Genomic DNA, 26,456 nt, shown 5'->3' with positions numbered 1-26,456 from the left:
CGTCACGCGCCCGCCGGGAGCGCTCTCCCGCCGAAGAACCGAGCCGCGCTGTCCCCTCGTCCTGCAGCGCGGCTCGTCTGTGTAGTCGTACGTCGCAAGGGGCCGTGGGATTCAACGGGCGGTAAGTCCTGCCGCCGGAATCGGCCAGAACACGACACGGTGGAGGAGACGGACGGCTCCTCCATCGGCCGACTCCGCCCTGCCGCCCCTCGCATCGGCTCGCACTCCTCGGCCCCCGACCACGGGCCGCACCGCAGCCGTGCCGGGCTCGCCGCCAGGCCTCGACTCGCGCCGCACTCCCTTGAGCTTCGCCTGCCGACGCGCGGGCAGGCGCCGTGGGCTCCCCGCGGAATCTGACCGGAAAGCGCGGCGCCCGTGTTCACACGGGCCCCACCCGCCCTCGTCCCAGCCACCCACAGGGCCCGTGCAAGGGGACCGTCCACTCCGCCACAAGGCCGGATCGGCACAGTGGCGCTTGCTTCGCCGGACCGCCCTTCGGCTCCACGTGGCCCACGCGTCTTCGGCTCCACGTGGCCCACGCGCCGGGCGGCCGTCCGGCGCCCTCACCCATCGCTCTGACGCAGAGGAACCGTCATGTCTCGTGTCTCCACCGCTCCGAGCACCAACCCGACCACCGCGCACGCCCTGTTGCGACGCCTCCACGACCACGGCGTACGCACCGTGTTCGGAGTGGTCGGCCGCGAAGCCGCGTCGATCCTCTTCGACGAGGAGGACGGCGTCGACTTCGTGCTGACCCGGCACGAGTTCACCGCCGGCGTCGCCGCCGACGTGCTGGCCCGCATCAGCGGACGGCCTCAGGCGTGCTGGGCCACGCTGGGCCCCGGGATGACCAATCTCTCCACGGGGGTGGCCACCTCCGTACTCGACCGGTCACCGGTCATCGCGCTCGCCGCCCAGTCCGAGTCGCACGACATCTTCCCCAACGACACGCACCAGTGCCTGGAGTCGGTGGCGGTCATGCGGCCGATGACCAAGTACGCGGCGGAGCTCCGACGGCCCGACGACATCACCGACCTGGTGGACTCGGCGGTGGCGGCGGCCATGACCGAGCCGGTCGGGCCCAGCTTCATCTCCCTGCCCGTCGACCTGCTGGGCAGCGAGATCGACAGCTCGCTCCCCCACCCGAGGGCCGGTACCCCTGCCAAGCCCCTCGGGACGGTCGAGGACGGCTGGCAGGAGGCCGCCCGCAAGGCGGCCGACCTGCTCGGCTCGGCGCGGCACCCCGTGCTCGTCGTCGGCGCCGCCGCGATCCGGTCCGGGGCGGTCCCCGCGATCCGCGCGCTGGCCGAGCGGTTGAACATCCCGGTCATCACCACGTACATCGCCAAGGGCGTGCTGCCCCACGGGCACGAGCTGAACTACGGCGCCGTCACCGGTTACATGGACGGCATCCTGTCCTTCCCCGCCCTGGACACCCTGTTCGGTCCCGCCGACCTCGTCCTGACCCTCGGCTACGACTACGCCGAGGACCTGCGGCCCTCGATGTGGCAGCGCGGCGTCGACAAGAGCACGATCCGTGTGTCGCCCACGGCCAACCCCGTTCCGCGGGTCTACCGCCCGGACGTGGACGTCGTCACCGACGTCCTGGCCTTCGTCGAACACCTCGACCGTCGCACGGCCGCCCTCGCCGCCAAGGTCGCCCACGACATCACGCCGCTGCGGGAACGGATCGCCGAGTTCCTCGCCGATCCCGAGCACTACGACGACGGGCTGCGGGTGCACCAGGTGATGGACACCATGAACACCGTCATGGCGGAGACCGCGGAGTCGGGCGAGGGCACCATCGTCTCCGACATCGGGTTCTTCCGACACTACGGGGTGCTCTTCGCCCGGGCCGACCAGCCCTTCGGATTCCTCACCTCCGCCGGCTGCTCCAGCTTCGGCTACGGCATCCCCGCGGCCATCGGCGCCCAGCTCGCCCGGCCCGGGCAGCCCACGTTCCTCATCGCGGGAGACGGCGGCTTCCACTCGAACAGCGCCGACCTGGAGACCATGGCCCGGCTCAACCTGCCCATCGTCACCGTGGTCGTCAACAACGACACCAACGGGTTGATCGAGCTCTACCAGAACATCGGCCACCACCGTTCCTACGACCCCGCCGTGAAGTTCACCGGCGTCGACTTCACCGCGCTCGCCCGCGCCAACGGCGTCGAGGCCACCCGCGCCAACAGCCGTGAGGAGCTCCTCGCGGCCCTGCGCAAGGGTGCGGGCCTCGGCCGGCCGTTCCTGGTCGAAGTGCCGGTGAACTACGACTTCCAAGCCGGCGGCTTCGGCGCCCTGAGCATCTGATGACGGCGCAGCCCCTTCCCCCCGCCGTCGGCTTCCTCGCCACGGTCCATCTGGACGGCGGCCGGCCCCTCCGGCCGGTCTTCGCCACCCGCGGCGACCGGGCCGAGCATCAGGAGCGGACCGGCGACCAGCACCTGCACGCCGTCCTCCTGCACTCCGGTGCCCCGGACCGGGCACTGGCCCGAGCACACGGCAGGACCCTCCTGCTCGCCGGAGAGCTGTACAACCGCGACGAGTTGCGCGGCCTGCTCCCCGGCGACAGCCCGCCGGACGACGACGCCGCGCTCGCCCTCGCGCTCTTCGGCCGCTACGACGTGCACGCCTTCCGGCTCCTCAACGGGCGGTACGCCGCGCTGGTCGCCGCCCCGGGCCGCGTTCTGCTCGCCACGGACCACGCCGGATCGGTGCCTCTGTACGCGTCGGTCGCCCCGGGCCACGCGCTGGCGGCGACGGAGGCCAAGGTGCTGCGGAGCGCACCGCCCGGTCGGTCCACGGCCGCCCGGCCGGTCCGCCGGCTGCCCGGTGTCCACCAGGTCCCGGCCGGCACCGTGGCCGACATCGAGCTGTCCACCGGCGAGCGCGTCGACCACCGCACCTGGATGCCGCCGTTGGGCCGCCGCACCGTCCCGGAGGAAGCGGCGGCGGAGTCCGTGCGGCACGTCCTTGAGCGGGCGGTGAGAGCCCGCAGCGGGCCGGGCACCCCCCTGGTGGTGCTCTCCGGAGGCATCGACTCCTCGTCGGTCGCGGCGCTCGCCGCCCGGCCGTCGGCCTGGCCGATCGACACCGTCTCCATGGGCACCGAGGAGGCCGACGAGTTCCCGCAGGCCCGTGTGGTGGCCCGGCACATCGGGTCGGCCCACAGGGAGATCACCGTCCGGACCGATGACCTGCTGCGGCAGCTTCCGCACGCGGTGTGGGCGGCCGAGTGCCCCGACCCCGACATCATCGAGTACCTGCTGCCGCTGGCCGCGCTGTATCTGCGCCTGGAGGGCGCCGGCCGGCGCGTCCTCACCGGATACGGCGCCGACATCCCGCTCGGCGGCATGCACCGCGAGAGCCGCCTGCCGGAACTCGACACGGCCGTCTGCCGCGACATGGCCACCTTCGACGGTCTCAACGAGCTGACGCCGACCCTCTCGGGCATCGGCGGCCACTGGTCCACCCACCCCTACTGGGACCGCGACGTCCTCGACACCCTGGTGTCGCTCGAGGCCGGGCTCAAGCACCGCCACGGGCAGGACAAGTGGGCCCTGCGCGCCGCCATGCGCGACGTCCTGCCCCACGCGGTCGTCACCCGGCCCAAGCTCGGCGTGCACGAGGGGTCGGGTACCACATCGGCCTTCTCCCGGCTCCTCACCGACGCCGGTGTCCCGCGGGAACGCCTGCGCCACGCCAAACGGCTGGTGGTACAGGAGGTCTTCGACCAGGTCGTGGCCGAGGGACGGCACCCGGACGACGTGGCGATCGACGCGGTGGCGGAGCTGGTCGGCGCGGAGGCGGCGACCCTCGTACACCCGGTCCCGCGACGACCCCGAACGTGACCACCACAACCACACCAGACGAGGGCCGCACCGTGGAACGCATCGACACCACCATCTCGCCCCGCTACGCGCAGATCCCCACGTTCATGCGCCTCCCGCACGACCCGTCACCGCAAGGCAGGGACGTCGTCGTCATCGGCGCCCCCTACGACGGCGGCACCAGCTACCGGCCCGGCGCGCGCTTCGGCCCGCGAGCGGTACGCAACGAGTCCGGCCTCATCCACGGCGTGGGCATCGACCGCGGTCCCGGCACCTTCGACCTCATCGACTGCGCCGATGCCGGGGACATCGACCTGACCCCGTTCAACATGCACATCGCCATGAACACCGCACAGGAGCGGCTCGGCGAACTCCTCGCCCACAACGCCGCGTTCCTCATGATCGGCGGCGACCACTCACTGACCCTGGCCGGTCTGCGCGCCGTGTCGGCCGAGCACGGCCCCGTCGCCGTACTGCACCTCGACGCCCACTCCGACACCAACCCCGCCTTCTACGGCGGCGAGTACCACCACGGCACACCGTTCCGGCACGCCATCGACGAGAAGCTCGTCGACCCGCGGCGCATGGTCCAGATCGGGATCAGGGGCCACAACCCCCGGCCGGACTCCCTCGACTACGCCCGCGGGCACGGCGTGCGCATCGTCACCGCCGACGAGTTCTGCTCGCTCGGCGCCGAGGCCACCGGGCGCCTGGTCCGCGAGACCGTGGGCGACTCACCCGTCTATGTGTCGGTGGACATCGACGTCGTGGACCCGGCGTTCGCGCCGGGCACGGGCACGCCGGCCCCCGGCGGCCCCACCTCGCGCGAGGTGCTCGCCCTGCTGCGCGGCGTCGGCGATCTGCGCCCCGTGGGCCTCGACGTCATGGAGGTCTCGCCGCTCTACGACCACGGGGGCATCACCGCCGTCCTGGCCACCGAGATCGGGGCCGAGCTCCTGTACCAGTACGCCCGCGCACGCACCCGCACCCGTGCCCTCACCCGAGAAGGGAATTCGACATGACCGTGCTGAACTGCTCCGCGTACTCCGCGGATCTGCTCGCTCTCGCCGCACGACTGCCCCGAACACCCCGCAGGGACCTGTACGGCTTCTTCGACGAGGCACGACGGGCCGCCGCGCGGCTCCCCGGGCAACTGGCCGCCGCACTGGACGAGTTCAACGACCGGGGCAATGACGCCGGCCATCTCCTGCTGCGCGGCCTGCCGGTGGAGGCGGACGACGCCCTGCCGCCCACCCCCACGAGCACGCCCGCGCCGGTGGACCGCCCGCTGCTGAACCAGGAGGCCATGCTCGCGATCGTCGGCCGCCGCCTCGGCCTGCACACCGGCTACCGCGAACTGCGCTCCGCGAGCGTGTACCACGACGTCTACCCCTCGCCCGGCGCGCACCACCTCTCGTCGGAGACCTCGGAGACCCTCCTCGAGTTCCACACCGAGATGGCCTACCACGTGCGCCAGCCCAACTACGTGTTGCTCGCCTGCTCCCGCGCGGACCACGAGCGACAGGCCGCCACCCTCGTGGGCTCGATCCGCAGGGCGCTGCCGCTCGTACCCGACGACGTCCGCGCGCACCTCTTCGACAGGCCCGTGCCCTGCTGCGTGGACGTCGCCTTCCGCGGCGGCGTCGAGGACCCCGGCGCCATCGCCGACGTCAAGCCTCTCTACGGGGACCCGAGCGACCCCTACCTCGGGTACGACCGCGAGCTGCTGGCCCCGCGGGACCCCGCCGACATCGAGGCCGTCGCGGTGCTGTCGAAGGCTCTCGACGAGGTGCGCGAAGCGGTGCGCCTGGTCCCCGGCGACCTGCTGATCGTGGACAACTTCCGCACGACCCACGCGCGCACCCCCTTCGTGCCGCGCTGGGACGGCAAGGACCGGTGGCTGCACCGGGTCTACGTACGGACCGACCGCAACGGCCAGCTCTCCGGCGGGGAACGGGCGGGCGACGTCGTCGACTTCGCGCCGCGGCACTGAGACCGCCGTACGCGCATCCAAAGGGGGGCCGCCGATGGGCGGCCCCCCTCAAGCCCGTGTACTCCATGGCCATCCCGTGTACTCCATGGCCATGACGCCCTACGAGAAGAACAGCGGCTTGCCCGCGTAGTAGTCGTCGACCGCCTCGCCCATGCTCGTCCGCGACGGCGGATGGAAGACGACGGCCTGGGCGGCGGACGCCAGGTAGGCGATTCTCGGGGAGCCGATGAAGGCCATGCCGCCCAGCATCTCCACCGCCTGGGCGACGGCCCTGGTGATGATGTCCTGCACGGAGAAGCGGGTGAACAGGGAGGCCGCCGCGCAGTCGTTGCCGAGGTCGCCGTCCGTGATCCTGCGGGCGATCCCTTCCACCAGGTACGCGGCCGACTCGATGAGCAGGCACAGCCGGGCCCGGTCCGCCGCCGATCCGCGTCGGTCGCACAGCACGAGATCGACCAGCGCGCTCGCGACGCCCGTGTACGAGGCGGCGACGATCATCTGGAACCAGATCACGCCCGCTTCGTTGAGCTCGTCCAGTTTCTCGGCGGCGTTCGGGGGTGTGCGGAGGATGTGTTCCGCCTCGACCGGCACGTCGTCGAGGCGGACCTCGTGGCTCTCCGCAGCGGCCAACGGGAAGGTGGACCAGAAGTCGTGGACGGAGATGCCCGGCGTATCGGCGGGGAGTACCAGCAGACCCATCTCGCTCCGGCCGTCGTTCCCGCGCAGGGCGACGCTCGCGGTCAGCAGGTCCATCGACCGCGACAGGCTGCACGGCTTCTTCGATCCCGTGACGAGATAGCCGCCGCTGACTTCCCGCGCCTCGACGGTGGGGCTGAGGATGCCGCGGCCCGAGCGGCCTTCCGCGAAGCCGGAGGCGATGAGCGAGCGGTTCTTCGCGACCGTGTCCAGTACGCGGGTGTGGAAGCGGGTGTTGCTCTCGTACAGCGGGCCGACGGCGAAGAGCATGCCGACCGAGAAGTGGTGCATGGCGGTCGCCACCGCGAGGGACGGCGCGAGCGACGCCAGTGCGCGGATCACCCTGACGGCGTCGAGCGCGGACGCCCCGATGCCGCCGTGCGAGCGGGGCACCAGGAGATTGCCGCCGCCGTGCTCCTTGAACAGCGCGATCGCGGGACTCCCCGGCGACTCGAGGCGCTCGAAGGGCTCGTCGGCGAGGCGGTCGGCGAGACCCGGCAGGAGCCGTTCACAGGTCTCGCGGTCACGTTGCAGGAACTTCACGGCCTTTCACGTCCTTCGGTGGTCCAGTCAGTTGTCTACGAGGTTCATCAGGAAGGGCGGGTATCGCTCGCCGTGGACGGCGGAGGCCGGCACCGCGCGCTCCACGGCGGCCAGTTCCGCGGCGGACAGCTCGACGAAGGCGGCGGCGACGTTCTCCTCCAGGTGGTCACGGCGCCCGGTGCCCGGGATGGCCACGACGTCGTCGCCCTGGTGGTGGAGCCAGGCCAGCGCGAGCTGCGCGAGCGTCAGACCGCGCGGCGCGGCCACCGGACGCAGGCTCTCCAAGAGGGCCAGGTTGCGTGTGAAGTGGGGGTCGGAGAACCGCGGGAGGCCGTGCCGGAAGTCCGCCGCGTGGTCCAGCTCGGCGAGCGAGCCGACCCGGCCGGTCAGGAAGCCCCGCCCGAGCGGGCACGACGCGATGATGCCGATGCCCAACTCCCGGCAGGTCGGCACGACTTCGGCCTCGATGCCCCGGCTCCACAGCGACCACTCGCTCTGCACGGCGGTGATCGGGTGCACGGCGTGGGCCCGCCGGATGGTGTCCGCGCAGACCTCGGACAGACACAGATGCCGCACCTTGCCCTCGCCGACCAGCTCCGAAAGAGCGGAGACGGCCTCCTCGACGCGCTCTCCGGGTGCCGCCCAGTGCTTGACGTACAGGTCGAGGTGGTCGACGCCGAGCCGGCGCAGCGAGCCGTGGCAGCGCCGCCGGATGTACTCCCGGTCCCCACGCACCCCGAGGAACCCCCCGTCGCGGTCCCGCTCCAGGCCGACCTTCGTGGAGATCAGCACCCGTTCCCGCCGGCCCGCGACGGCCCTCCCCAGCAGCCGCTCCCCCTCGCCGAGCCCCTGGACGTCGGCGGTGTCCAGCAGGGTGATCCCCCGGTCGATCGCACGACGTACGGTGTCGACGGCCTCGGCGGGGTCGGCGCGGGCGTAGAAGGACGTCATGCTCAGACAGCCCAACCCCTGGGCGGGGAGCGTCAGTTCGCCCAAGGAGCGAAGCGGCAGCCGCGACTTCGGCTCAAACGCCTGCGGCTGCGGCTGCGGCTGCGAGCTCACCACGAGTCGATGTGCAGCACCCGCTCAAGGGGTTGCCGCGGGGCGGGGCCGAACTCCGTGCCGATGGAGAACGCCGTGGGGATCAGCGCGGCCTGGACGACGCCGTCGGGTATGCCGAGCAGCTCGGCGATCTCCTTCTCGTACATCAGGTGCAGCGTGGTCCACGCGGTGCCGAGGCGGCGCGCCCGCGCGGCGAGCATGTAGCTCCAGGCGGCCTGGATGATCGACCCCCACATGCCCGCCTCGTTGTATTCGGGGGCCTCGTTCACATCGATGCACGGGAGGACGAGGACGGGCACCTCGCCCATCGTCTCGCCGAGGTGCGCGACGCTGCTGCCCACGCGCTTCTGCACGGCGTGACGCTCGGGATCTTCGGGATAGAGCGTTCCGCACGCCCCGTCGGAGTTCAGATAGGTGGCCACCGCGCGCCGGTAGTACCGACCGATCTCGGCCCGCTGTTCCTTGTCCGTCACGACGATCCAGTGCCAGGTCTGCCGGTTGCTCCCCGACGGGGCCTGCAGCGCGACGCGGATGCATTCCTTGACGAGGTCCAGGGGCACCGGACGCTTCAGGTCCAGCCTCTTGCGCACCGAGCGGGTGGTCGTGAGGAGTTCGTCCGGGGTGAGGTTCATGACCGACATGGGGGTCCTTTCTAGGAACTCCGGGAACGCCAGGGACTCTTGGAACTCTGGGAAGTCTGGGAACGGACCCGGGAACGGGCCTGGGAGCGGATCCGGCCGTCGGGCTCGACGCGTTCGAGGACCGACCGCAGGCCGTCGGCCAGCGCGTCCGCCGTGCCGCGGTCCATCACCAGGGGAGGGTTGATCAGCAGGGACCGCGGGTTGCCGCGCAGGATGATGCCGGCGTCCTCCCGCAGGGCCTGGGCCACCGGGGCCGTACCGGTGGGCAGTTGGGTCCGTGCCGTCCTGTCCGCGACGAGTTCGACGCCGAGCATGAGGCCGATCTGGCGGATGTCGCCCACGACGGGCAGCTCGCGGAGCGGCGCCAGCCGGTCGGCGAGATACGCCCCGGTGCGTGCCGCGTTGTCGAGCAGCTTCTCCCGTTCGATGATGTCGAGATTGGCGAGCGCGACGGCACAGGCCGTGGGGTGCCCGGTGTAGGTGTATCCGATGGGGAACCCGGTGGAGTCGGTCACCGTCGCCGCCACCTCCTCGGTGACGAGGACCGCGCCGTGCGGGACGTAACCGGACGTGATGCCCTTCGCGGTGACGAGCAGGTCGGGCCGCACCCCGAAGTGCTCGGCGGCGAACCAGTGCCCGGTCCTTCCGTACCCCGTCACCACCTCGTCGAAGATGAGCAGGATGCCGTGGGAGCGCAGCAGTTCGGCGACCCGCGGCCAGTAGTCCGGCGGCGGGACGACCGCGCCGCCCACGCTCATGACCGGCTCGCCGATCATCGCCGCGATCCGCCGCGGCCCGATCCGCTCGATGGTCTCGCGCAGTTCGCGCAGACAGAACTCGGTGACGTCCTCTCCCCCGTACGCATCCCGCTGGTACGGGTCGGGGGCGGACAGGTGGTGTACGTCGGGCAGCGTGGGCCCGAAGCCCTGGTGGTACACCGGCAGTCCCGAGACGCTTCCGCTGCCGTAGGCGATGCCGTGGTAGGCCGTCTTCCGCGACAGGATCCACGTGCGTTCGGGCTGCTCCCTGCGGTAGTGGAAGAACCGCGCCATGCGCAGCGCGATCTCGTTCCCCTCCGCTCCCCCGCTGGTGAAGAAGACGCGTTCCAGACCGGCGGGCGCGAGGTCGGCCAGCCGCGCGGCCAGTTCGATCGCCTTGTCGTTGCTCATGCTTTCCCAGAGGTGGAAGCACTCCAGAGTGGTCATCTGCGCCGCGGCGGCCTCCACGATCTCGGCGCGGCCGTGGCCCACTTGCATCATCCCGAGCACCGCGCTGGCATCCAGGTACCACCGCCCTGAACTGTCGCGGACGTGGCAGCCGCGGCCCTCGACCATGACGGTGCGGTCCTCGCGGCCGCCGGGGAGATTGGGATGGATCAGCCTGTCGCGGTCGGCCCGGACCCACTGGGCCGTCCTGTCGGGACCGGGAATCGATGCCGCCGGGGATTCGGGCATGGCGAGCTCCTTATGCCGAGGGCTTCCAACGCTCGCGCAGCCTTCCAGTCGACGGTTGTGCCCCACTGACGAGCCGCGCCAGTGGCACGTCAAGCAGTCTGCAAGGGGCGGCGACGGCCGGCATCGGCGCGGATGCGGAGCCCTACGGCCGGGAGGTCACGGCCGGGCGTGGTGAGTGAGGGGCGCGGGGTGCGCACCACCAGCTGCCGCTCGTCGGCGGAGAGCGGCGCGAGGACCCTGTGCGCGGCGAGCGGGCCCGTTCCATGGCCGTCGTCGAGATATGCGGCACCCCGAGGCACCGCTGGGGTGTCGACGGCGTGCCGGGCATCGACGACGCCCCGGGACAGCTGATCCGGGCGATCACGGACGCGGTCGCCGGCGCCTTCGGCGAACCAGTCCGCGATCACGTAGGAGTTCAGCGAGTCGGCGTGCCGACCGGGCGCTTTGGGGTCGGCGGGGTCGTCGGCCCCGCCTACGCCCCCGGTGGTCGGCTGCCGTCCTTCTCCATGTCCGCGCGCAGCAACTGCGCACACCACACGCATTCCTCCTCGTGTACCGGCGTGGAGAGCCAGTAGGCGCCGTTGAGGAGCTGACCCGAGAGCCCTGTGACCAGGGCGGCGTTCACATCGTCCATGCCCTGTTCAACGCCCCGAGCCGGATGGGGAGGCGCCCACCGTCAGCCTCGGCGGCCCATCATCATCCCTGCGTCGGAAGATTGCCGCGCGAAGGCATCGACTGCGCCGAAGCGGGCAGGAGCAATGGCTCACTCCCCTGCCGAGGCCTGCCCGTCGACTGCCCGGGCTTGAACCTGCCGCAGCGGCAGCCTCCACCGTTCCGAGCAGGGCCGGAGATTCCGGCCCTGGGAAGCGACTCGTGCGGGGAGGCGGCGATGGCCTGGCCGATCGCGGAGGTCGCCCGGATGTCGGGGGTGACGGCCCGGACGCTACGGCACTACGACGAGGTCGGGCTTCTGCCGCCGGCCTGGATCGGGGCCAACGGCCACCGCTACTACGAGGAGCGCCAACTGCTGCGGCTGCAGCAGGTTCTCGTGCTGCGGGCGCTGGGCCTGGGGCTGCCCGAGATCGGCCGGATCCTGGCCCCGCAGGTCGACGAGCTGGAGGCCCTGCGCGGCCATTGCCGTCGGCTGCTCGCCGAGCGCGACTGGCTGAACGCCCTGGCCGCCACCGTCGCCCGCACGATCACCGAACTGGAGCAGTCCAGGAAGGACGGCACAGGCATGATCACCATCAGGCGGCCGGAGAACCTGTTCGAGGGCATCCGGCCCGCCCGGTGCATGAAGGTGCTGCACGGTTTCCCGGCGCTGGTGGGGGCCGTCGAGCGGCACACCGCGGCGTTGAGCAGGGACGAGATCGAGGTCGAGGAGCGCGAGCGCACGGCGCAGATGGTCCGGCTGGCGGAGCTGTCGGCCACCGGCCTGCCCGCTGACGCCGACGCGGTGCAGAACGAGATCGACGCCCAGTACCGGACGCTGGCCAGGAGCCGGGCAGCCACCGCCGAGGAATACCGCGCGATCGGGCGCTGCTGTGTGGAGAACGAACACTGGCGCGCCGTGTACGAGTCGATCGCGCCGGGCCTGGCCTCGTACCAACGGGCCGCCATCGAGGCGTACGCCGCAACCCGGCTGCGCTGAACCGGGACCGGGCCGCCGCCACGGGGGTGCGGCGGTCCGGCCGGGTCGGTCCACTCGCCGGTTCCGCCGGCGCGAAGCCTGACCGCCTGTCACAGACAGTCACTAAACGGCGTGCAGCGGCGGGCAGTTGGGGGCGGCCCTGCGGCTCCGGTCGTGTCGGGCGTCCTCGCCTCAACGCGTGACTGATGAGCCGAGGCCCCCGGAACCACGCGCCACCTCCGGGCGCCGAAAGGGCCAGCTCAGAGCATTTATCGAAGCCGCAACAGTCGTGTCATGCGGGCGCAGTGAAACGGGCGATTCGTGCGCTAGCGTCACTGATCGAACCCGTTTCCCAGGGATCGCCGACCAGTTGGCCCTCGGCTCTCTCCACACCAGGGCCCTTACGGACTGTTGCTGGCCAGGCAGTACCAGGAGGCGGGCCTGCCCCGACCAGGGCGCCGGAACGCTCCACAAGAGCGCGGTGCCCGGACCTTCTTCCCCACCCCATGGAATGAGAACGATGCACCGATTCCCGGCCGGCCGTCGCACCGTCATGGCCGCCGCCACCGCGACCGCTCTGACCCTGCTGGTGTCGGGCTGCGGCCTCTTCGGAGACGACGGCGACACCATCAAGGTGGGCATCAGCGGCGACGCCCAGGAGTGGGACGTCCTCGCGGCGGAGGCCAAGAAGCAGGGCCTCGATGTCGAGCCGGTCTCCTTCGACGACTACTCGTTGCCCAACAAGGCCCTGGCCGCGGGCGACATCGACATGAACGCCTTCCAGCACCTGGTCTTCCTCGCCCAGTCCAACAACAGCAACGGCACCGACATCGTGCCGCTTTCGGCCACCCACGCCGTACCGATGGGGCTCTACTCCCGCAAGGTCGAGGAGCTCAAGGAACTGCCCGCCGGGGCGCGGATCGCGCATCCCGACGATCCGGCCAACGAGGGCCGCGCCCTGCACCTGTTGGCCAGTGCCGAGCTGATCGAGCTCAAGGACGGCACCGGGCTGTACGCCACGCCCGAGGACATCACCAAGAATCCGAGGCGCATCAAGCTGACGGCGGTCAACGCCCAGCAGACGCCACGCCTGTTGGAGGACGTGGACGCCGCGATCATCAACGACGGGGTGGCCTCCCTCGCGGGCGTCAAGGCCGAGTCCGCGCTGTTCCACGACGATCCGAAGGCCCCAAAGACCCGCCCGTACATCAACGTCATCGCGATACGCGCCGAGGACAGGAAGAACCCGGACTACGCCAAGATCGCCAAGCTCTACGCCAGCAAGCCGGTACAGGACGCCTACCAGAAGTACGCCAACGGCGCCGGGGTCCACCTCGACCTCTCGCAGGCCGAGCTCGAGCAGGAACTGGGCCGCGTCGCCCGGCAGCTGAAGCGGTGACCCCGGTGAGCACAGACAACCCCGCGGAGCGGATGACCCCAGCGATGATCGAACTGCACGACGTCGTCAAGGAGTTCCCCGGCGGCGTGCGCGCCGTCGACCGGATCACGCTGCGCGTGGAGCGCGGCAGCGTCTTCGGCATCGTCGGACACAGCGGCGCCGGCAAGTCCACCCTGCTGCGGCTGATCAACCTCTTGGAGACGCCGACTTCGGGCCGCGTCACCGTCGGCGGCCAGGAACTCACCGCGCTCGGCGAGCGGCAGTTGCGCGCCGCGCGCCGCGACATCGGCATGATCTTCCAGCAGTTCCACCTCTTCCGCTCCCGCACGGTCCTCGGCAACGTCGCCTTCCCGCTGCGCCAGGCGGGTCACTCGCGCGCCGACGCCCGTGCCAGGGCAGAAGAAGCGCTCCGCTTCGTGGGCCTCGACGAGCACGCCCGCCGCTACCCCGAGCAGCTCTCCGGCGGCCAGCGCCAGCGCGTGGGCATCGCCCGCGCCCTCGCCACCTCGCCCGGCGTGCTGCTGTGCGACGAGGCCACATCGGCCCTCGACCCGGAGACCACCCGGGAGGTCCTGGACCTGCTGAGGCGCGTCAACACCGAACTGGGCGTCACCATCGTGCTGATCACGCATGAGATGGGGGTGGTGAGCGCGGTCTGCGACCAGGTCGCCGTGGTCGACGCGGGGCGGATCGTGGAGACCGGTGCGGTCCAGGAGGTCTTCCGGCGCCCCCGGCATTCCACCACCAAGGCGTTCGTGCACGCCGCGGCCAAGGCGTCCCCGCTCTTCGACCTGCTGCCCGGCGTGCTGCGCGAGCACGGTGTGGACGACAGCGTCGTCAGGGCCGTACGCGCGGAACTCGGCGGAGAACGAGTGGCGGTGGGCATCTGATGCGACAGGAGTGGAGCATCCTCTGGCCGAAGATCGTCGACGCGACGGGCCAGACGGTCTACATGGTCCTCGCCACGCTGGTCCTCGCCATCCTGTTCGGGCTGCCGACGGGCCTGGCCCTGCACGCGACCCGCAAGGGCGGCGTCTTCCAGAACCGTGCCGTCTTCGTCGTGCTGAGCCTCCTGGTCAACGTCGTCCGCCCGGTCCCCGCCCTCATCGCGATCGTCGTACTCAACCCGGTGACCAGGTCCTTGATGGGCACGGCGGTGGGCACGGACGCGGTGATCTTCCCCATGACCGTCATCGCGACCTTCGGTGTCGCCCGCATCGTCGAGAGCAACCTCGTGGGCGTCGAGCCCGGCGTGATCGAGGCCGCCCGGGCCATGGGCACCAGCCGTCTGCGGATCCTGCTGACCGTCCTCGTGCCCGAGGCGCTCGGGCCGCTGATCCTCGGCATGACCTTCATGCTCGTGGCCCTGATCGACTTCTCGGTCATCGCGGGCACGGTCGGCGGCGGGGGCGTCGGCAACCTCGCGATCACCCATGGGTACCTGCGCTTCGACACCCGCGTGATGGTGGTGACCGTGCTCATCCTCATCGGTCTCGTCCAGGCGTCTCAGCTGCTCGGCAACGCGCTGTCCCGCAAGGTCCTGCGCCGCTGAGTCCGGCGAGCAGGCGCGGCCCGGTCCCGAACACGTCGAGGCCGGGCCGCCGGGCCGCGCGGCAGCCGACGAGGTAGCTTTCCTAGGCATGGTGGGAGAAAACGGGCAGCTCGGGGAGGCCGGCGGGAGCTCCGGCGGAATCGTCGACGTCGCGTACCGCAATCCGCACTGCCCGGCCCTGGGCATCGACGTCGACTCCCTGTCCGCCGTGCGCCACCGCACGTCGCCGCGTCAGCTGGCCGCGCCCCAGCGCCTGGACTTCCATCTGCTGGTCCTGGTCACGGCCGGGCGCGGCACCCACATGGTCGACTTCGTCGATCACACCTGCGCCCGCGGCACGCTGCTGTGGATCCGCCCGGGGCAGGTGCACCGGTACGCACCCGAGCCCGGTCTCCAGGCCCGCCTGGTGCTGTTCACCCCGGACTTCCCGCCGCGCCTGCGCGTCCAGGCGCTTCTTGACGACCCGTTCGGACCCGCGCACTGGAGTCTCGCCCCGGCCGCCGTGCGCGAGCTCACCGCCCTCACCGACCTGCTCGTCGCCGGGCACGACCAGCACGAGGCCGGCCTCGGTGAGCCCGCTGGCGACCTGCTGCGCCACCTCGTCGCCGCGCTGCTGCTGCGCGTCTCCCTGCTGCCCGAGCCGGAGGGCGAGCTGCCGCCGGCGGGGCCCGGAGAGCTGTTCACCCGGTTCCGCTCCGAGCTGGAGAAGAGCTTCGCCGCCGAGCACTCCGTCAACGCGTACGCCGCCCGGCTCGCCACCACACCCAGGACCCTGACGCGGGCCTGTCTGGAGGCGACCGGGCGGTCCGCCAAGGCGGTCATCGACGCGCGTGTGGCGCTGGAGGCCAAGCGCCTGCTCGCGCACACCGACCTGACGGCCGCGGCCGTCGGCCGCCGTCTCGGCTTCAGCGAAGCGACCAACTTCGCCAAGTTCTTCGCCCGCACCGCCGGTCAGGCGCCCGGCGACTTCCGCGCCTCGCTGGGCGTCGAGGGGTCCCGGTAGCCGAGCAGCCTCAGCGCGTTGGCCACGACGAGCAGCGTGGAACCCTCGTGGACGAGGACGGCGGGGCCGATGCCGAGGCCGAGGAGGGTGGCCGGGATCAGGACCGCGACGATGCCCAGGCTGACGTACAGGTTCTGCTTGATGATCCGCGACGCCTTGCGGCTGAGCCCGGTGGCCAGCGGGATCCGGTCGAGCCGGTCGGACATCAGGGCGATGTCGGCGGTCTCCAGGGCCACGGCGGATCCTGCCGCGCCCATCGCGATGCCGACGGTCGCGTTCGCCATGGCGGGAGCGTCGTTGACGCCGTCGCCGACCATGGCGACCTTCGCGTCCCCGGCGTCGAGTCCCGCGAGGGCGTCGACCTTGTCCTGCGGCAGCAGACCGCCGCGCGCGTCGTCCACGCCGACCTGCTGTCCGACGGCTGTGGCCACGGCCTGGTTGTCGCCGGAGAGCAGCACCGTGCGGCGGATGCCGAGGCCGCGCAGCCTGGCGACGACCAGTGCGGCGTCGGGGCGCGGGGTGTCCATGACCGCCAGGGCTCCGAGGTAGCGCTCCCCTCTCCGTACGATCATGACGGTGCGGCCGCTCGCCTCCAACTGCCCTACCGTGCCCAGGAAGTCGGCGCCGGGCACGGGGCCCGGCAGTTCGTCGAAGAGCGCGGCGCTGCCCACCCAGACCGGCTCGTCGCCGATCCGCGCCCGCAGGCCGCGGCCGACCAGAGCGTCCGAATCCGCTGCCTCCGGGACGGGTTCGCCGTCGCCGAGGCGGGACCGCGCGTCCCGGACCACCGCGAGGGCGAGCGGGTGATCGCTCAGCCGCTCCACCGCGACGGCCGTGGCGAGCAGCTCCCGTTCCGTGGCGCCGGGCGCGGTGACGACGTCGGTCAGGCGGGGGCGGCCCTCGGTGAGGGTGCCGGTCTTGTCGAACGCGAACGTGGTGAGCCTGCCGAGGCTTTCCAGCGGGCCGCCGCCCTTGACCAGGACGCCGCTGCGGGCCGCCCGGGCGACCGCGGACAGCACGGCAGCCGGGGTGGCGATGGCCAGCGCGCACGGGCTGGCCGCGACCAGGACGGCCATGGCGCGGTAGAAGGTGGCGGAGAACGGCTCGTCGACCACGATCCCCGCGAGCAGCAGCACGGCCACCAGGATCAGCACACCCGGCACGAAGATCCGCTGGAAGCGGGCGGTGAAGGCCTGCGTGGGCGACTGCCTGGTCTCGGCGTCGCGCACCAGCTCCACCACGCGGGACAGGGTGTTGTCGGCGGCGAGGCTGGTCACGGTCACCTGCAGGGCGCCCGCGCCGTTGACCGTTCCCGCGAAGACCCGGCTGTCGTCCCCGACGCCGCGCGGGCTGCGCAGAGCGGCGTCCGCGTCCTCGACGGGGCGCTTGTCGACCGGGACGCTCTCGCCGGTGACCGGTGCCTGGTCGACCGCGCTGACGCCGGAGCGGACGAACCCGTCGGCGGGGATGCGGGTGTGCGGCCTGACCACCACGGTGTCGCCGACCGCCAGCGTCTCGACCGGCACCTCGGCGGGCGCACCGCCGTCCCGGACCAGCAGGGCCGTCTTCGGGGTGAGCGTGGCCAGGGCCTCGATCGAACGGCGGGCGCGGTTCATCGCGTACGACTCCAGGGCGTGCCCGACGCTGAACAGGAACAGCAGGACCGCGCCCTCCTCCCACTTGCCGAGCGCCGCCGCGCCCGCGGCGGCCACCAGCATCAGGAAGTCGACCTCGAACCGCCCGGCACGGACGGAGGCGATGGCTTCGCGCAGGGTGAAGAACCCGCCGAAGAAGTACGTGGCGACGAAGAACCCGACCGCGAGGCCCTTCGGTCCTGTGCCCGACAGGTTCAGCACCAGGCCGGTGAGGAACGTGACGGTGGCGAGGGCGGCGAAGACCGGCTCCGCCTGTCTGCCGAGGAAACCGTCGGCGTGCTCGTCGGGAGCTGCGGGGGCCGCGGAGGCGGTGGGCCCGGCGGGCGCGGCGTCCCGCGGGGTGAGGACTGGGGGCTGCTTGGTGTTCATGCCCTCATCGTGTGTGCCCGGCCTGGGGGCACACGAGGTCAGGAACAGTGCCGTGATGGTCAAAAACGGACACGGCCCCGTGGGCCCGCACAGGCGCGCGCCGCGCCCGTGCCCGTCCGACCCAGCCCCCGCCCCCGACCCCGACCCGCAGGAGCGGCTATCGCAGGATCGACTCCAGGAAGTCGCTGCCCAGCCGGGCCACCACCGTGACGTCCAGCTGGTGCTGCACATACCTGCCGTGCCGCCGCGTGGTGAGCATGCCGGCCTCGCGCAGGGCCTTCAGGTGGCGCGACACCTCGGGCGCCGTGAGGTCGAAGCCCTTCGCCAGCTCGCTCGTCGTGTACGGGGCGCGGGCCAGGGCCCAGCACAGGCGTATCCGGACGGGGTGGGCCAGCGCCATCAGACGCTTCTCCGCCAGCTCCGACGCGCCCGGGCCGGACCTCAGGTCCGGGGTGGAGACCGGGTACTCCACGACCGGACGCCATCCCGGCGCGTGCCGCACGACCAGGTGCGGCCAGCCGAACGCGCTGGGCACGAACGTGACGCCGGGGTCGATGCCCGGCTGCGTGGCCTCCGTCCGCCCGATGGTGAGCTTGTCGACATGGATGGTCCGGCCCCCTGCGTCCTCCCTGAGCGTCATGGTCGGCGACACGGCCCTGAGCGCGTCGGCGAGGCTTCTGCGGCGCAGCAGATCCGTCTTCTCCCGCGCGTCCGCGGTCAGTTGAAGGCGGACGCGCTGCCAGACATCGGCGAAGAACGCCTCGTTGCAGTCTTCGAGGAGGCGTCTGATCCAGGCGCGTACCGTTGCCGGGTCCTTCAGCAGGTGGTGTGCGAAATCGAGCTGCCGGGGACCGCGCGCGGACGCCCGCTCCAGCGCGGCGTCCCGGGCGTCGTCGTCCACCAGTGGGGAGCGCCCGCCACCGCCGCGCAGCGCGCAGCCGGCGGCGTTGATCTCGAGTGCGGCCGCGACGTACGCCTCGTCGTCGAGTCCGTCCACGTCGTCCAGCTCCTCCGCCAGCGTGGCCGACGGCATCGCGCGCTTGGGCAGCAGGACGTCGGAGCGCGTCGACCGCCACAGGAACTCCGCCTCCGACATCCGCGACAGGAGATCCGGCTTGAGCCCCGCGGCCGTCGTCGTCGCCCAGCCGTGCAGGCCCGGGTGGTGGCCCGGCTCGGAGAGCACGTGCAGCGCCGCCCCCAGCTCGGCCAGCGGGGACGGCCCGAAGACGATGCGCTCCTCGGGGAGCCCGGTGATGTCGATCTCGACGCTCATGGGGTCCATGGTGCACTCCCCCACTGACAGCCGACTCCCCGATTAGCACCGGACGTCAATCGGCGTGCCAACCCCCGTCGCGGTACGCACCGTTGGGGCATGACCTTCCCCACCCCCGCCGACCTCACCGACCGGAACGCGAGGCGGCCGCGCATCCTGCTCATCGGCGGCAGGCCCGACCACGTACGCAAGGCCCGGGAACTCGGCCTGGACGTGGTGCACGCCCAGTTCCCGGACGCGTACGACCGCGGCCACTGGCCCTACGTCGACCAGGCCCTGCTGCTCGACTACGGCGACACCGAGCGGCTCCTGCCGCTGGTCCGGGCGCTGCACGCGGTGTACCCGTTCCAGGCTGCCGTATCGCTGTTCGAGCTCGGGCTGCTGCCCGCGGCGCGGATCAACGAGGCGCTCGGCCTGGGCGGTGAGTCCGTCGAGACCGTGGAACTGCTGATGGACAAGTGGCGGATGCGGCAGCACCTGGCCGCGAAGGGCCTCAGCCCCGTGGCGTCCGCGATCGGCCGCGGCGCGCGGGACGTGCGGGAGTTCGTATCGGCGTACGGGCTCCCGGTCGTCGTCAAACCGGTCCGCGAGTCGGGCAGCCTGGGCGTGTTCCACATCCGCGACCGTGCCGACGTGGACGCCGTCGCCGGACGGTTCCGGGCTCTCGACGACGGACACTGGTCCGCCGGGGACCTGGCCTTCGCGGACTCCTTCGACGCGTTCCTCATGGAGGAGTTCCTGGACGGCCCGGAGGTCAGCGTGGAGACCCTGAGTTTCGACGGCCGGCATGTGGTCGTCGCGGTGACCGACAAGGAGTGCGGCGGCCCCGGCTTCGTCGAGATCGGGCATGCGCAGCCCAGCGGACACTCCGCCGAGGCGCTGTGCGAGGTCGCACGGCTGGTGACGGACTTCCTCGACGCGGTGGGACTGCGGAACGGCCCGGGGCACACCGAGGTCAAGCTGACCTCACGCGGCCCGCGGATCGTCGAGTCGCACAACCGCGTCGGTGGTGACCGGATCAACGACCTGACCGAGATCGTCCACGGGGTCGACATGGAGCGTCACGCGCTGGGTGCCGGGTTCGGCCTGGTGGAGCCGCTGCACGCGGCGCCCGAGCCGCGGGGCGGGGCCGCCGTCCGGTTCCTCACGCCGGAGCCGGGGCGGGTCGTGGAGGTGACCGGTGTCGACGCCGTGCGCGCGGACCCGGCCTGCGTCGACCTCCGGTTGGACGTGCGGCCGGGCGCCGAGGTACCTCCGCTGACCTGGAACGAGGACAAGGTCGGTCACGTCGTCGCGCGCGGCGCGACCGCCGCCGAAGCGATCGCCCACGGCAGACGCCTTGCCGCGGCGATCCACATACGCACCGAACCCGTCGCGTGAGCGGCGCGCCGCCGACCCGGCCGGGCGTCCACGGACCGACGTTCCGCGACGCGCTGCGCGGGCTGCCCGGCCGGGTGTGGGTCATCAGCTTCGGCATCCTGGTCAACCAGGTCGGCAACTTCCTGCCGGTGTTCATCGTGCTCTACCTGACCGCGCGCGGTCACTCCGCAGGCGCCGCGGGGCTCGTGCTCGGCGCCTCCGGGGTGGGCAAGGTGCTCGGCAACGCCGTCGGTGGCCACCTCGCCGACCGGATCGGCCGACGGCGGACCATCGTGCTGTCCGCCGTGACCACCGCCGGGCTGACGGCGCTCGTGCCGTCCCTCGAACCGCTCACGGCCGTCGTCGCGGTGGTCGGTCTCATCGGTGTGACGTCGCAGGTGTACCGGCCCGCCGCGGCCGCGGTCCTGCTCGACTCCGTGGCGGCGAACCACCGGCAACGGCTCGCCGCCTTCGGGGTGTTCCGCTTCGCGATGAACGTGGGCGCCGCGCTGGGCGGTGTGCTCGGCGGTGTGCTGGCCGGCACCTCCTATGTGGGTCTCTTCCTCGCGAACGCCGCCGCGTGCCTGCTGTTCGGCGTGGTCGTGGGGGTGCTGCTGCGGGACACGCCCCGGCCGGGGCCGGACGAGGACGACGCGGGCACGGAGACGGGCGGGGCGGCGGGGTACCGCGAGGTGCTGTTCAGCGACCGCGTCCTGGCGCGGTTCCTGCTGATGACGGTGTTCGCCGAGTTCGTGTACGTCCAGTCCACCGTCGGCCTGCCCCTGCACGTCGACGACGTGGGGCTGAGCGAGCGCGACTTCGGTGTCCTCATCGGACTCAACGGCCTGCTGGTGCTGCTCCTGGAACTGCCCGTCACCGGCGCGGTCGCGCGGTACCGGCCGGAGTACGTACTCGCGGTCGGGAACCTGATCACCGGCGTGGGACTCGCGCTGACCGGGTTCACGAACAGCATGGTCCTGCTGGTGGTGACGGTGCTGGTGTGGACGTTCGGCGAGATGGTCACCAGCTCCATCTCCCAGGCCTACCTGGGGAGTCTGGCTCCGCGGCGGATGGTCGGGCGCTACCAGGGCCTGCACGGCGTCGCGTACACGATCGGCACGGGAGCCGGACCGCTCGTCGGCGGTGCCGTGTACGCGGTCGGGCCGTGGGCGCTGTGGGTGCTGGTCGGTGTGGCGGCGCTGCTCTCCGCCCAGTTGAGCCTGCCGCGCCGCCGTGCGGGGGCGGGGTGAGCCGCATGCGATGTGCCGTGCTTCAACGTCCGGGACGCCCCCCTGGTGGCCGCGTCCCATGGGCGTCCCCGCGGCCGGCGAGGAAGAGTCTCAGGCCCAGCCCCGGTCGGCGATCCCGTTGCCGAGTTCGCCGAACAGCACGGCCCGGTAGCGCTGTTCCTCTTCTTCGGTCAGCGGCGCGAGGGCGTCGTCGGCGGGCCCGCACTCGGATGTTGCGGAGGTCGCGTATCGCCATGGCGTTGTCGCTCCCGGCCTGTTCGGCAGGCGTCCGAGAGAGACTACCCGGCGGGCGCCCGACCGGAATTCATGGAGGAGCATCGTGAACAGTTCCCTCAGCCAGATCGTCGTCGCGGTCCTCGGCATCGGTGGCACTCTCGCGGCCGCCGTGATCACGCAGCGCGGCGCCGATCGGGCCAGGACCCGCGAGCTGGAGCACGCGAGGCGACTCCAGCAGGACGAACGCGAGTACGCCACGCGCCAGGCCGGGCTGGAGGCGAGACGCACGTGCTACGCCACGCTCAGCGCCGGTACGCGCGACCTGGCCAACGTGATGTCGCAGGTCCTCCACGCCCTGGAGAGGGGCGAGATGACCGGGGAACTGCGGTCGGACCTGGACCGGGCACGCCGTGAGCACCGCATGCGTCACGCCGAGGCCCAGATGGTGCTGCCCGACGCCGTGGCGGAGTCGGCCGGCGCGGCGAACCGTCATCTCGGCGACCTCTACGGCCTGCTGATGCGGCTCGACGGGGGCACAGCGCAGCAGGGAGAGGACCTGGAGACCGCCCGGGAGAGCATGGAGAAGCTGTGGGATCCCCTGTGGACGATGCGGCACTTGATGCGGGTCGACCTCGGAATCACGTCACCGGACCGGGCCCCGCGGGGAGTTCAGGGCCCGGGCTCCGGACTTCAGGGCCGGTAGACGGCTTCCGCGAGGGTCGCGTGCTTCGTCCAGCCCAGCGTCTCGTACAGCGCGCGCCCGGCGTCGGTCGCGCCGAGGACACCCACGTGGGCGCCCTCGTTCAGCGCGCGGTCGGCGAGCGTGCGCATCACGAACCGGCCGAGCCCGCGGCGCCGATGGGCGTCATCGGTCACCACCTGGTCCATGACCGCGGCTTCTCCGCACACCGCCATCTGCCCTTGGGCTGCCTGCCGGCCCGCCGCGTCCAGCACGCGCGCGTGGATGACGGACCCGATGGTCTCGACGGTCGCGGTGTACCCCTCGGGCTCGACCGGATCGGTGGCCTTGAGGTCGGTGGCCATCAGATGCCCCGTCTCTTCGTGGGCCATCACCCAGCCCGGGGACAGCCAGGGCTCGATCTCCTGCGGTTCCGCCGGCATCTTCATCCATGTCCGCGGTGCGGTCACCGAGGCGGCGGCGCGGCGGACCAGCGACTCGTCGGCTTCGGGCAGGACGTGGCGCCCTGACTCGACGGCACTGCCGACCACCTCGACGTAGAACCCCCAGGGCTTCGCGACCGGCGGCGGCGTTCGCCGTGACACGGCCCAGCCTGCCACCCAGGTCTCCACCGTGTCCGCAACCGTCAAGCCTTGCCGCGTCATCAGCCGCACCCCCTGTTGAGTAATGGTTACTTGCCAAGAGCGCACATTACGCTGCCGCGCGGTGATCGTCATCTGGATTGCGGGAAGGCCCTGGCCGCGCGGTCGAGGGCAAGGCCGTGGCGCTGGGCCGGCCGTTCTTCGGGCCGCCGATCGACGACATGGTCGCGGCCATGCGCTCCTTCGATGACGCGGAGCCGGCCACGGCGCGACGGACCCGGCCGAACCGGACTCAACTTCCCTTTCGCCCCGGGCTGATCAGGTGAAGTAGAGCGGCACGAGCGGAGAACACGGCCTCCCTCAGCGCCGCGAGGTCCAGACTGCGGACCTGCCCACCCCCTCCCCTTCTCGATGCGAGGTACCCCCGGCATGCGACGGACCTTCCTGGCAACCCTGACCGCGGCCATCGCGCTCTGCGGCCTGCCCTCCACACAAGCCGCCACCGCCTACCCGGCCGCCCCTCAGCGGGCGGCCACGGCGCAGGCCGAACGCGAGGAGCACTGCGGCGACATCCACAAGCTCTCCGGTGGTGGCAACAAGGCCCACGTCAAACTGTGCGCGAAGGTCGGCCGGGCCGGCCGCCTCATGAACATCGCCACCGGATCCAACTGCTGGCACGCCTTCGCCGTATGGGAGAAATGCGACGTCACGGGCCCGTGGAAGATGTTCCACGACGGCAAGCGGATCGCCGAAGGGACCGTGAACGGCTGGTACCCCTATGTCGGCCCCGGCACCTACAGGGTGGTCGCCGAGGTGTCGGCGCACGGCCACGACGGCGAGATCAGCTCCTTCGGCGGAACGCGCCTCCGTGGCACCCTGACGAGCACGTTCACCTTGACCACCCCGAAGGAGGACAAGTCCTTCACGGTCGAGGCCACGCCGAAGCACCGCAAGAAGGACGGCGAGACCCGCTTCACGTTCACCGTGACCGGCAACGGCGAGACCGACGGGCTCCTCGTCGTCGACGGCAACGCCATCTCATCGGCCACTCCGGGCTGCGAGACGCTCAACGGGGGCATGGGCATGCTCACGGAGGTGCACTGCAAGATCGCCAAGAGTGAGAAGAAGACGATCGAGCTCACCGCCCGCCAGCCGCAAGAGAGCGAGCAGCCGGTGATGTTCGACCCGGCCTTCCGCGCCTGCACCATCCACTGGCAGATGTGGAAGGGCAGCAGCGTCGCCCGCCCCTCCGCCATCCAGGACACCATCACCTGCGCCTAGGACAACCCACCACCGGGCGCCCAGAGCGCCCGGTCTTCGCTGAGAGCGCGCCCCGCAGCGAACAGCACCGGGGACCGGGCTACGCCCGCCGCCCCGCCGCCACTTGCTCCCCCTCGCCGAGCGCCTCCTCGACCCACCGGTGGAAGTCGTCGATGACGTGCTCGCACTCCGGATGGAACGACTCGAAGTACGCCGACTCCGCGCCCAGTTGGGCCCGCTCGCCCGCCTCGAAGTCCTGACGTTTCGCCAGGTCGAGCAGGCCCACGGCGTCCTCCGCGTCGAAGTCCTGGTCCGCCACCGCGTCGGGGTGGAACAGCCAGTGTGCGACGACCCGGGTGTGCGCGGCGTCCAGGGGCTGCAGCCGAAGCGTCACCACGTGGTCGGTGAGCAGGACGACCACCAGGTTCGGCCACAGGTTCACCGCGCCGAAGGTTCGCTCGTCCGGATCGGCCAGACCCGGAAGCGGTGGGGCGGCCGCCCGCCCCGCCAGCGAGAAGCCGTCCATGACGCGCGTCGCGGCCGTGCGCAACGCATGGATGCCATGGCCCTCCAACGGGTCGTCGCACTCGAAACGGACCGCCAGCTGCGGCTCCACCTGCGCGGACAGGGGTTCGGGTGCCGCCGAGAGACTCACCCACACCTGCCCCGGCCACTCGGCGGTGGCCACGCGGTGCAAGGAGCGCTCCTGCCGTATCCCGTCCGGGAGTTGCCGCAGGTGCGGGGCGCCGAAGAGGCACCGCCGCTCCCGCTCGTCCCGCTCCTCACTGGTGTAGTGGTCGCCGGTCCAGGACGACATCATCGCTTCGGCACCTCACATTCCAGGGGGGATTCGGTCTGCGGTTGCTCCGCGGTGGCCCGTGAGCCGCGCAGGCCGAGGGCGACGCCGGTCACGATCAGGGCCATGCTGAGCCCCTGTACGCCGGTGACGGGCTCGCCGAGCAGCCAGGTCGCGAGGAGCGGTGAGCACCGGCAGCAGGTAGTAGTCGACTCCGGCGCGCGCAGGGCCGATGAGCGTGACGGCCCGGTTCCACGCCAGCCCGAAGATCCCCGCAAGCAGCGTCCGTTCGCGCATCCTGGCCGGGGTCCTGCGCAACGCAAGGCAGTACACGGCGAAGGTCACGGCCGCGGCCGGCATCCACAGGTCGCCGGGCTTCGGGTCGATGCGGGCGAGGGAGCCGTCGGTGACCAGGACGGCGATCCCCGCTACCGCGAGGGCGCTGCCCACCCAGCCGCGCCAACCGAGACGTTCGTGCCCGGCGGCGCGTGCGAACAACAGGATGAAGACCGAGGCCGCCACGTCCAGGAGCGAGAGGCTCGTCGCCGACGTGGTGTGCGCCGCGACGTACACCATCGCGGTGAACGCCGCGACGCCGCTCAGCGCGAGCACCGGGACGAGCCCCATGTGCCGCCGCACGAGCGCGACTTCGCGCCGGAAGGGCCCGAGGGCCCACGGCAGTATCACGGCGGCCCCGGAAGGGCTCGAACCTTACGACACGACGCGGCGCCGAGACCCTTGCGCGGCCCCCACAGCGGTCAGGGGACGGGGGTGCGCCGCCGGGGCGACGCACCCCACCGGCTAGCCGAAGAACACCGAGTGCGGAACCGTCGCTCCGCCGTACGCGCCACTGCTGTTGGGCGGCAGCGTGTCCTGCGGGAGGGTGCACTCCTCGTCACGGTAGAGCGTGGCCACCGTGTCCGTGAAGTTGTCGACCACACCGCCGCCGCCCGGCATGACGATGCACTCGTCGTCCGCCGGATTCTCCCTGACCTCCCTGAAGCCCGTGTCGGCCCGGTTGTAGGCAAAGGTGCCCGACGCGGCTTGCGCGCTGGTCGACAGCCCTGTCGCCAACGCGGCCGCGGACGCGGCCACCACGATCGTCCGAGCCAGTCGTTTCCACCTGTGCATAGAAGCCCCCTGTTCCGATGGCGGACGGTGTCACGATGTCCGATATCAGGACAGCAGGAGCAG

Annotated in this window: 25 protein-coding genes; 13 read left to right on the top strand and 12 right to left on the bottom strand. The window is 71.7% G+C overall.

Going from position 1 to position 26,456, the window contains the following annotated elements:
- Positions 1-594: 594 nt before the first annotated feature.
- From ACZ4D5_RS33230 to cs1, 4 genes are read left to right on the top strand one after another with little or no spacing between them, the layout of a single operon-like run.
- Entirely contained in the window at positions 595-2,310 is a 1,716-nt protein-coding gene (locus ACZ4D5_RS33230; protein WP_467776186.1) for a thiamine pyrophosphate-binding protein, read from the top strand.
- Entirely contained in the window at positions 2,310-3,851 is a 1,542-nt protein-coding gene (locus ACZ4D5_RS33225) for an asparagine synthase-related protein (RefSeq protein ID WP_467776185.1), read from the top strand. Before ACZ4D5_RS33230 ends, ACZ4D5_RS33225 begins: the two co-directional genes overlap by 1 nt.
- Before the next feature lie 32 nt (positions 3,852-3,883).
- Positions 3,884-4,852 carry an agmatinase gene (gene speB, locus ACZ4D5_RS33220; RefSeq protein ID WP_467776377.1) on the top strand — a complete coding sequence of 323 codons (969 nt, stop codon included), beginning with the start codon at positions 3,884-3,886 and terminating at the stop codon, positions 4,850-4,852.
- On the top strand, positions 4,849-5,823 hold the full coding sequence (cs1, locus tag ACZ4D5_RS33215; RefSeq protein WP_467776184.1) for a clavaminate synthase Cs1: 975 nt from the start codon (positions 4,849-4,851) through the stop codon (positions 5,821-5,823). Before speB ends, cs1 begins: the two co-directional genes overlap by 4 nt.
- 99 nt (positions 5,824-5,922) lie before the next feature.
- On the opposite strand, the gene ACZ4D5_RS33210 is transcribed toward cs1, so the two are convergent.
- The 6 genes from ACZ4D5_RS33210 to ACZ4D5_RS33185 form a co-directional block, all read right to left on the bottom strand.
- Complete coding sequence (locus ACZ4D5_RS33210) at positions 5,923-7,062, bottom strand: acyl-CoA dehydrogenase (RefSeq protein ID WP_467776183.1); 1,140 nt, start codon at positions 7,060-7,062, stop codon at positions 5,923-5,925.
- Between the two features lie 27 nt (positions 7,063-7,089).
- On the bottom strand, positions 7,090-8,124 hold the full coding sequence (locus ACZ4D5_RS33205; RefSeq protein ID WP_467776182.1) for an aldo/keto reductase: 1,035 nt from the start codon (positions 8,122-8,124) through the stop codon (positions 7,090-7,092).
- Positions 8,121-8,765: a nitroreductase family protein gene (locus ACZ4D5_RS33200; protein WP_467776181.1), complete on the bottom strand. Its 645-nt coding sequence runs from the start codon at positions 8,763-8,765 to the stop codon at positions 8,121-8,123. The genes ACZ4D5_RS33205 and ACZ4D5_RS33200 overlap by 4 nt, the downstream gene beginning before the upstream one ends.
- 11 nt (positions 8,766-8,776) lie before the next feature.
- On the bottom strand, positions 8,777-10,219 hold the full coding sequence (locus tag ACZ4D5_RS33195; protein ID WP_467776180.1) for an aminotransferase family protein: 1,443 nt from the start codon (positions 10,217-10,219) through the stop codon (positions 8,777-8,779).
- A gap of 89 nt (positions 10,220-10,308) precedes the next feature.
- Positions 10,309-10,626: a hypothetical protein gene (locus tag ACZ4D5_RS33190; RefSeq protein WP_467776179.1), complete on the bottom strand. Its 318-nt coding sequence runs from the start codon at positions 10,624-10,626 to the stop codon at positions 10,309-10,311.
- A 65-nt stretch (positions 10,627-10,691) separates the two neighbouring features.
- A complete protein-coding gene (locus ACZ4D5_RS33185) occupies positions 10,692-10,853 on the bottom strand; it encodes a hypothetical protein (RefSeq protein WP_467776178.1) in 162 nt (53 codons plus the stop codon).
- 255 nt (positions 10,854-11,108) lie between these two features.
- On the opposite strand from ACZ4D5_RS33185, the gene ACZ4D5_RS33180 reads away from it, so the two are divergent.
- The 5 genes from ACZ4D5_RS33180 (at position 11,109) to ACZ4D5_RS33160 (ending at position 15,803) form a co-directional block, all read left to right on the top strand.
- Entirely contained in the window at positions 11,109-11,870 is a 762-nt protein-coding gene (locus tag ACZ4D5_RS33180) for a MerR family transcriptional regulator (RefSeq protein ID WP_467776177.1), read from the top strand.
- A 499-nt stretch (positions 11,871-12,369) separates the two neighbouring features.
- Positions 12,370-13,248, top strand: a complete 879-nt coding sequence (locus ACZ4D5_RS33175; RefSeq protein ID WP_467776176.1) for a MetQ/NlpA family ABC transporter substrate-binding protein — start codon at positions 12,370-12,372, stop codon at positions 13,246-13,248.
- Positions 13,249-13,253: 5 nt separating this feature from the next.
- Complete coding sequence (locus tag ACZ4D5_RS33170) at positions 13,254-14,138, top strand: methionine ABC transporter ATP-binding protein (protein ID WP_467776175.1); 885 nt, start codon at positions 13,254-13,256, stop codon at positions 14,136-14,138.
- Entirely contained in the window at positions 14,138-14,800 is a 663-nt protein-coding gene (locus tag ACZ4D5_RS33165) for a methionine ABC transporter permease (RefSeq protein WP_467776174.1), read from the top strand. The genes ACZ4D5_RS33170 and ACZ4D5_RS33165 overlap by 1 nt, the downstream gene beginning before the upstream one ends.
- An 88-nt stretch (positions 14,801-14,888) precedes the next feature.
- Positions 14,889-15,803, top strand: a complete 915-nt coding sequence (locus ACZ4D5_RS33160; RefSeq protein WP_467776173.1) for a helix-turn-helix domain-containing protein — start codon at positions 14,889-14,891, stop codon at positions 15,801-15,803.
- Here the strand turns inward: ACZ4D5_RS33160 and ACZ4D5_RS33155 are convergent.
- Both ACZ4D5_RS33155 and ACZ4D5_RS33150 read right to left on the bottom strand, forming a co-directional pair.
- Positions 15,752-17,827, bottom strand: coding sequence for a heavy metal translocating P-type ATPase (locus ACZ4D5_RS33155; protein WP_467776172.1), 2,076 nt, complete (start codon positions 17,825-17,827; stop codon positions 15,752-15,754). The two genes, ACZ4D5_RS33160 and ACZ4D5_RS33155, sit on opposite strands and share 52 nt — an antisense overlap.
- 157 nt (positions 17,828-17,984) lie before the next feature.
- Positions 17,985-19,100 carry a DUF5937 family protein gene (locus ACZ4D5_RS33150; RefSeq protein ID WP_467776171.1) on the bottom strand — a complete coding sequence of 372 codons (1,116 nt, stop codon included), beginning with the start codon at positions 19,098-19,100 and terminating at the stop codon, positions 17,985-17,987.
- Between the two features lie 99 nt (positions 19,101-19,199).
- Between ACZ4D5_RS33150 and ACZ4D5_RS33145 the strand changes: the two genes are divergently transcribed.
- The 3 genes from ACZ4D5_RS33145 (at position 19,200) to ACZ4D5_RS33135 (ending at position 22,628) form a co-directional block, all read left to right on the top strand.
- The gene (locus tag ACZ4D5_RS33145) at positions 19,200-20,480 is read left to right on the top strand and encodes an ATP-grasp domain-containing protein (RefSeq protein WP_467776170.1); all 1,281 of its coding nucleotides are present in this window, start codon (positions 19,200-19,202) and stop codon (positions 20,478-20,480) included.
- The gene (locus ACZ4D5_RS33140) at positions 20,477-21,709 is read left to right on the top strand and encodes an MFS transporter (RefSeq protein WP_467776169.1); all 1,233 of its coding nucleotides are present in this window, start codon (positions 20,477-20,479) and stop codon (positions 21,707-21,709) included. The genes ACZ4D5_RS33145 and ACZ4D5_RS33140 overlap by 4 nt, the downstream gene beginning before the upstream one ends.
- Before the next feature lie 319 nt (positions 21,710-22,028).
- Positions 22,029-22,628 (top strand): hypothetical protein, encoded by a 600-nt coding sequence (locus tag ACZ4D5_RS33135; RefSeq protein WP_467776168.1) that lies wholly within the window; start codon positions 22,029-22,031, stop codon positions 22,626-22,628.
- Here the strand turns inward: ACZ4D5_RS33135 and ACZ4D5_RS33130 are convergent.
- On the bottom strand, positions 22,616-23,269 hold the full coding sequence (locus tag ACZ4D5_RS33130) for a GNAT family N-acetyltransferase (RefSeq protein ID WP_467776167.1): 654 nt from the start codon (positions 23,267-23,269) through the stop codon (positions 22,616-22,618). The two genes, ACZ4D5_RS33135 and ACZ4D5_RS33130, sit on opposite strands and share 13 nt — an antisense overlap.
- Before the next feature lie 366 nt (positions 23,270-23,635).
- Here ACZ4D5_RS33130 and ACZ4D5_RS33125 point away from each other — a divergent pair, with 366 nt between their 5' ends.
- The gene (locus ACZ4D5_RS33125; protein WP_467776166.1) at positions 23,636-24,487 is read left to right on the top strand and encodes a hypothetical protein; all 852 of its coding nucleotides are present in this window, start codon (positions 23,636-23,638) and stop codon (positions 24,485-24,487) included.
- A 79-nt stretch (positions 24,488-24,566) separates the two neighbouring features.
- Here ACZ4D5_RS33125 and ACZ4D5_RS33120 read toward each other — a convergent pair whose 3' ends face one another.
- The 3 genes from ACZ4D5_RS33120 to ACZ4D5_RS33110 form a co-directional block, all read right to left on the bottom strand.
- Entirely contained in the window at positions 24,567-25,286 is a 720-nt protein-coding gene (locus ACZ4D5_RS33120) for an SRPBCC family protein (protein WP_467776165.1), read from the bottom strand.
- A gap of 12 nt (positions 25,287-25,298) precedes the next feature.
- On the bottom strand, positions 25,299-25,949 hold the full coding sequence (locus ACZ4D5_RS33115) for a DMT family transporter (protein WP_467776164.1): 651 nt from the start codon (positions 25,947-25,949) through the stop codon (positions 25,299-25,301).
- Between the two features lie 114 nt (positions 25,950-26,063).
- Positions 26,064-26,393: a hypothetical protein gene (locus ACZ4D5_RS33110; RefSeq protein WP_467776163.1), complete on the bottom strand. Its 330-nt coding sequence runs from the start codon at positions 26,391-26,393 to the stop codon at positions 26,064-26,066.
- Positions 26,394-26,456: the final 63 nt, after the last annotated feature.

The organism is Streptomyces sp. NPDC025651, assembly GCF_055558735.1.
This window is presented reverse-complemented; position numbering and strand designations above follow the sequence as displayed.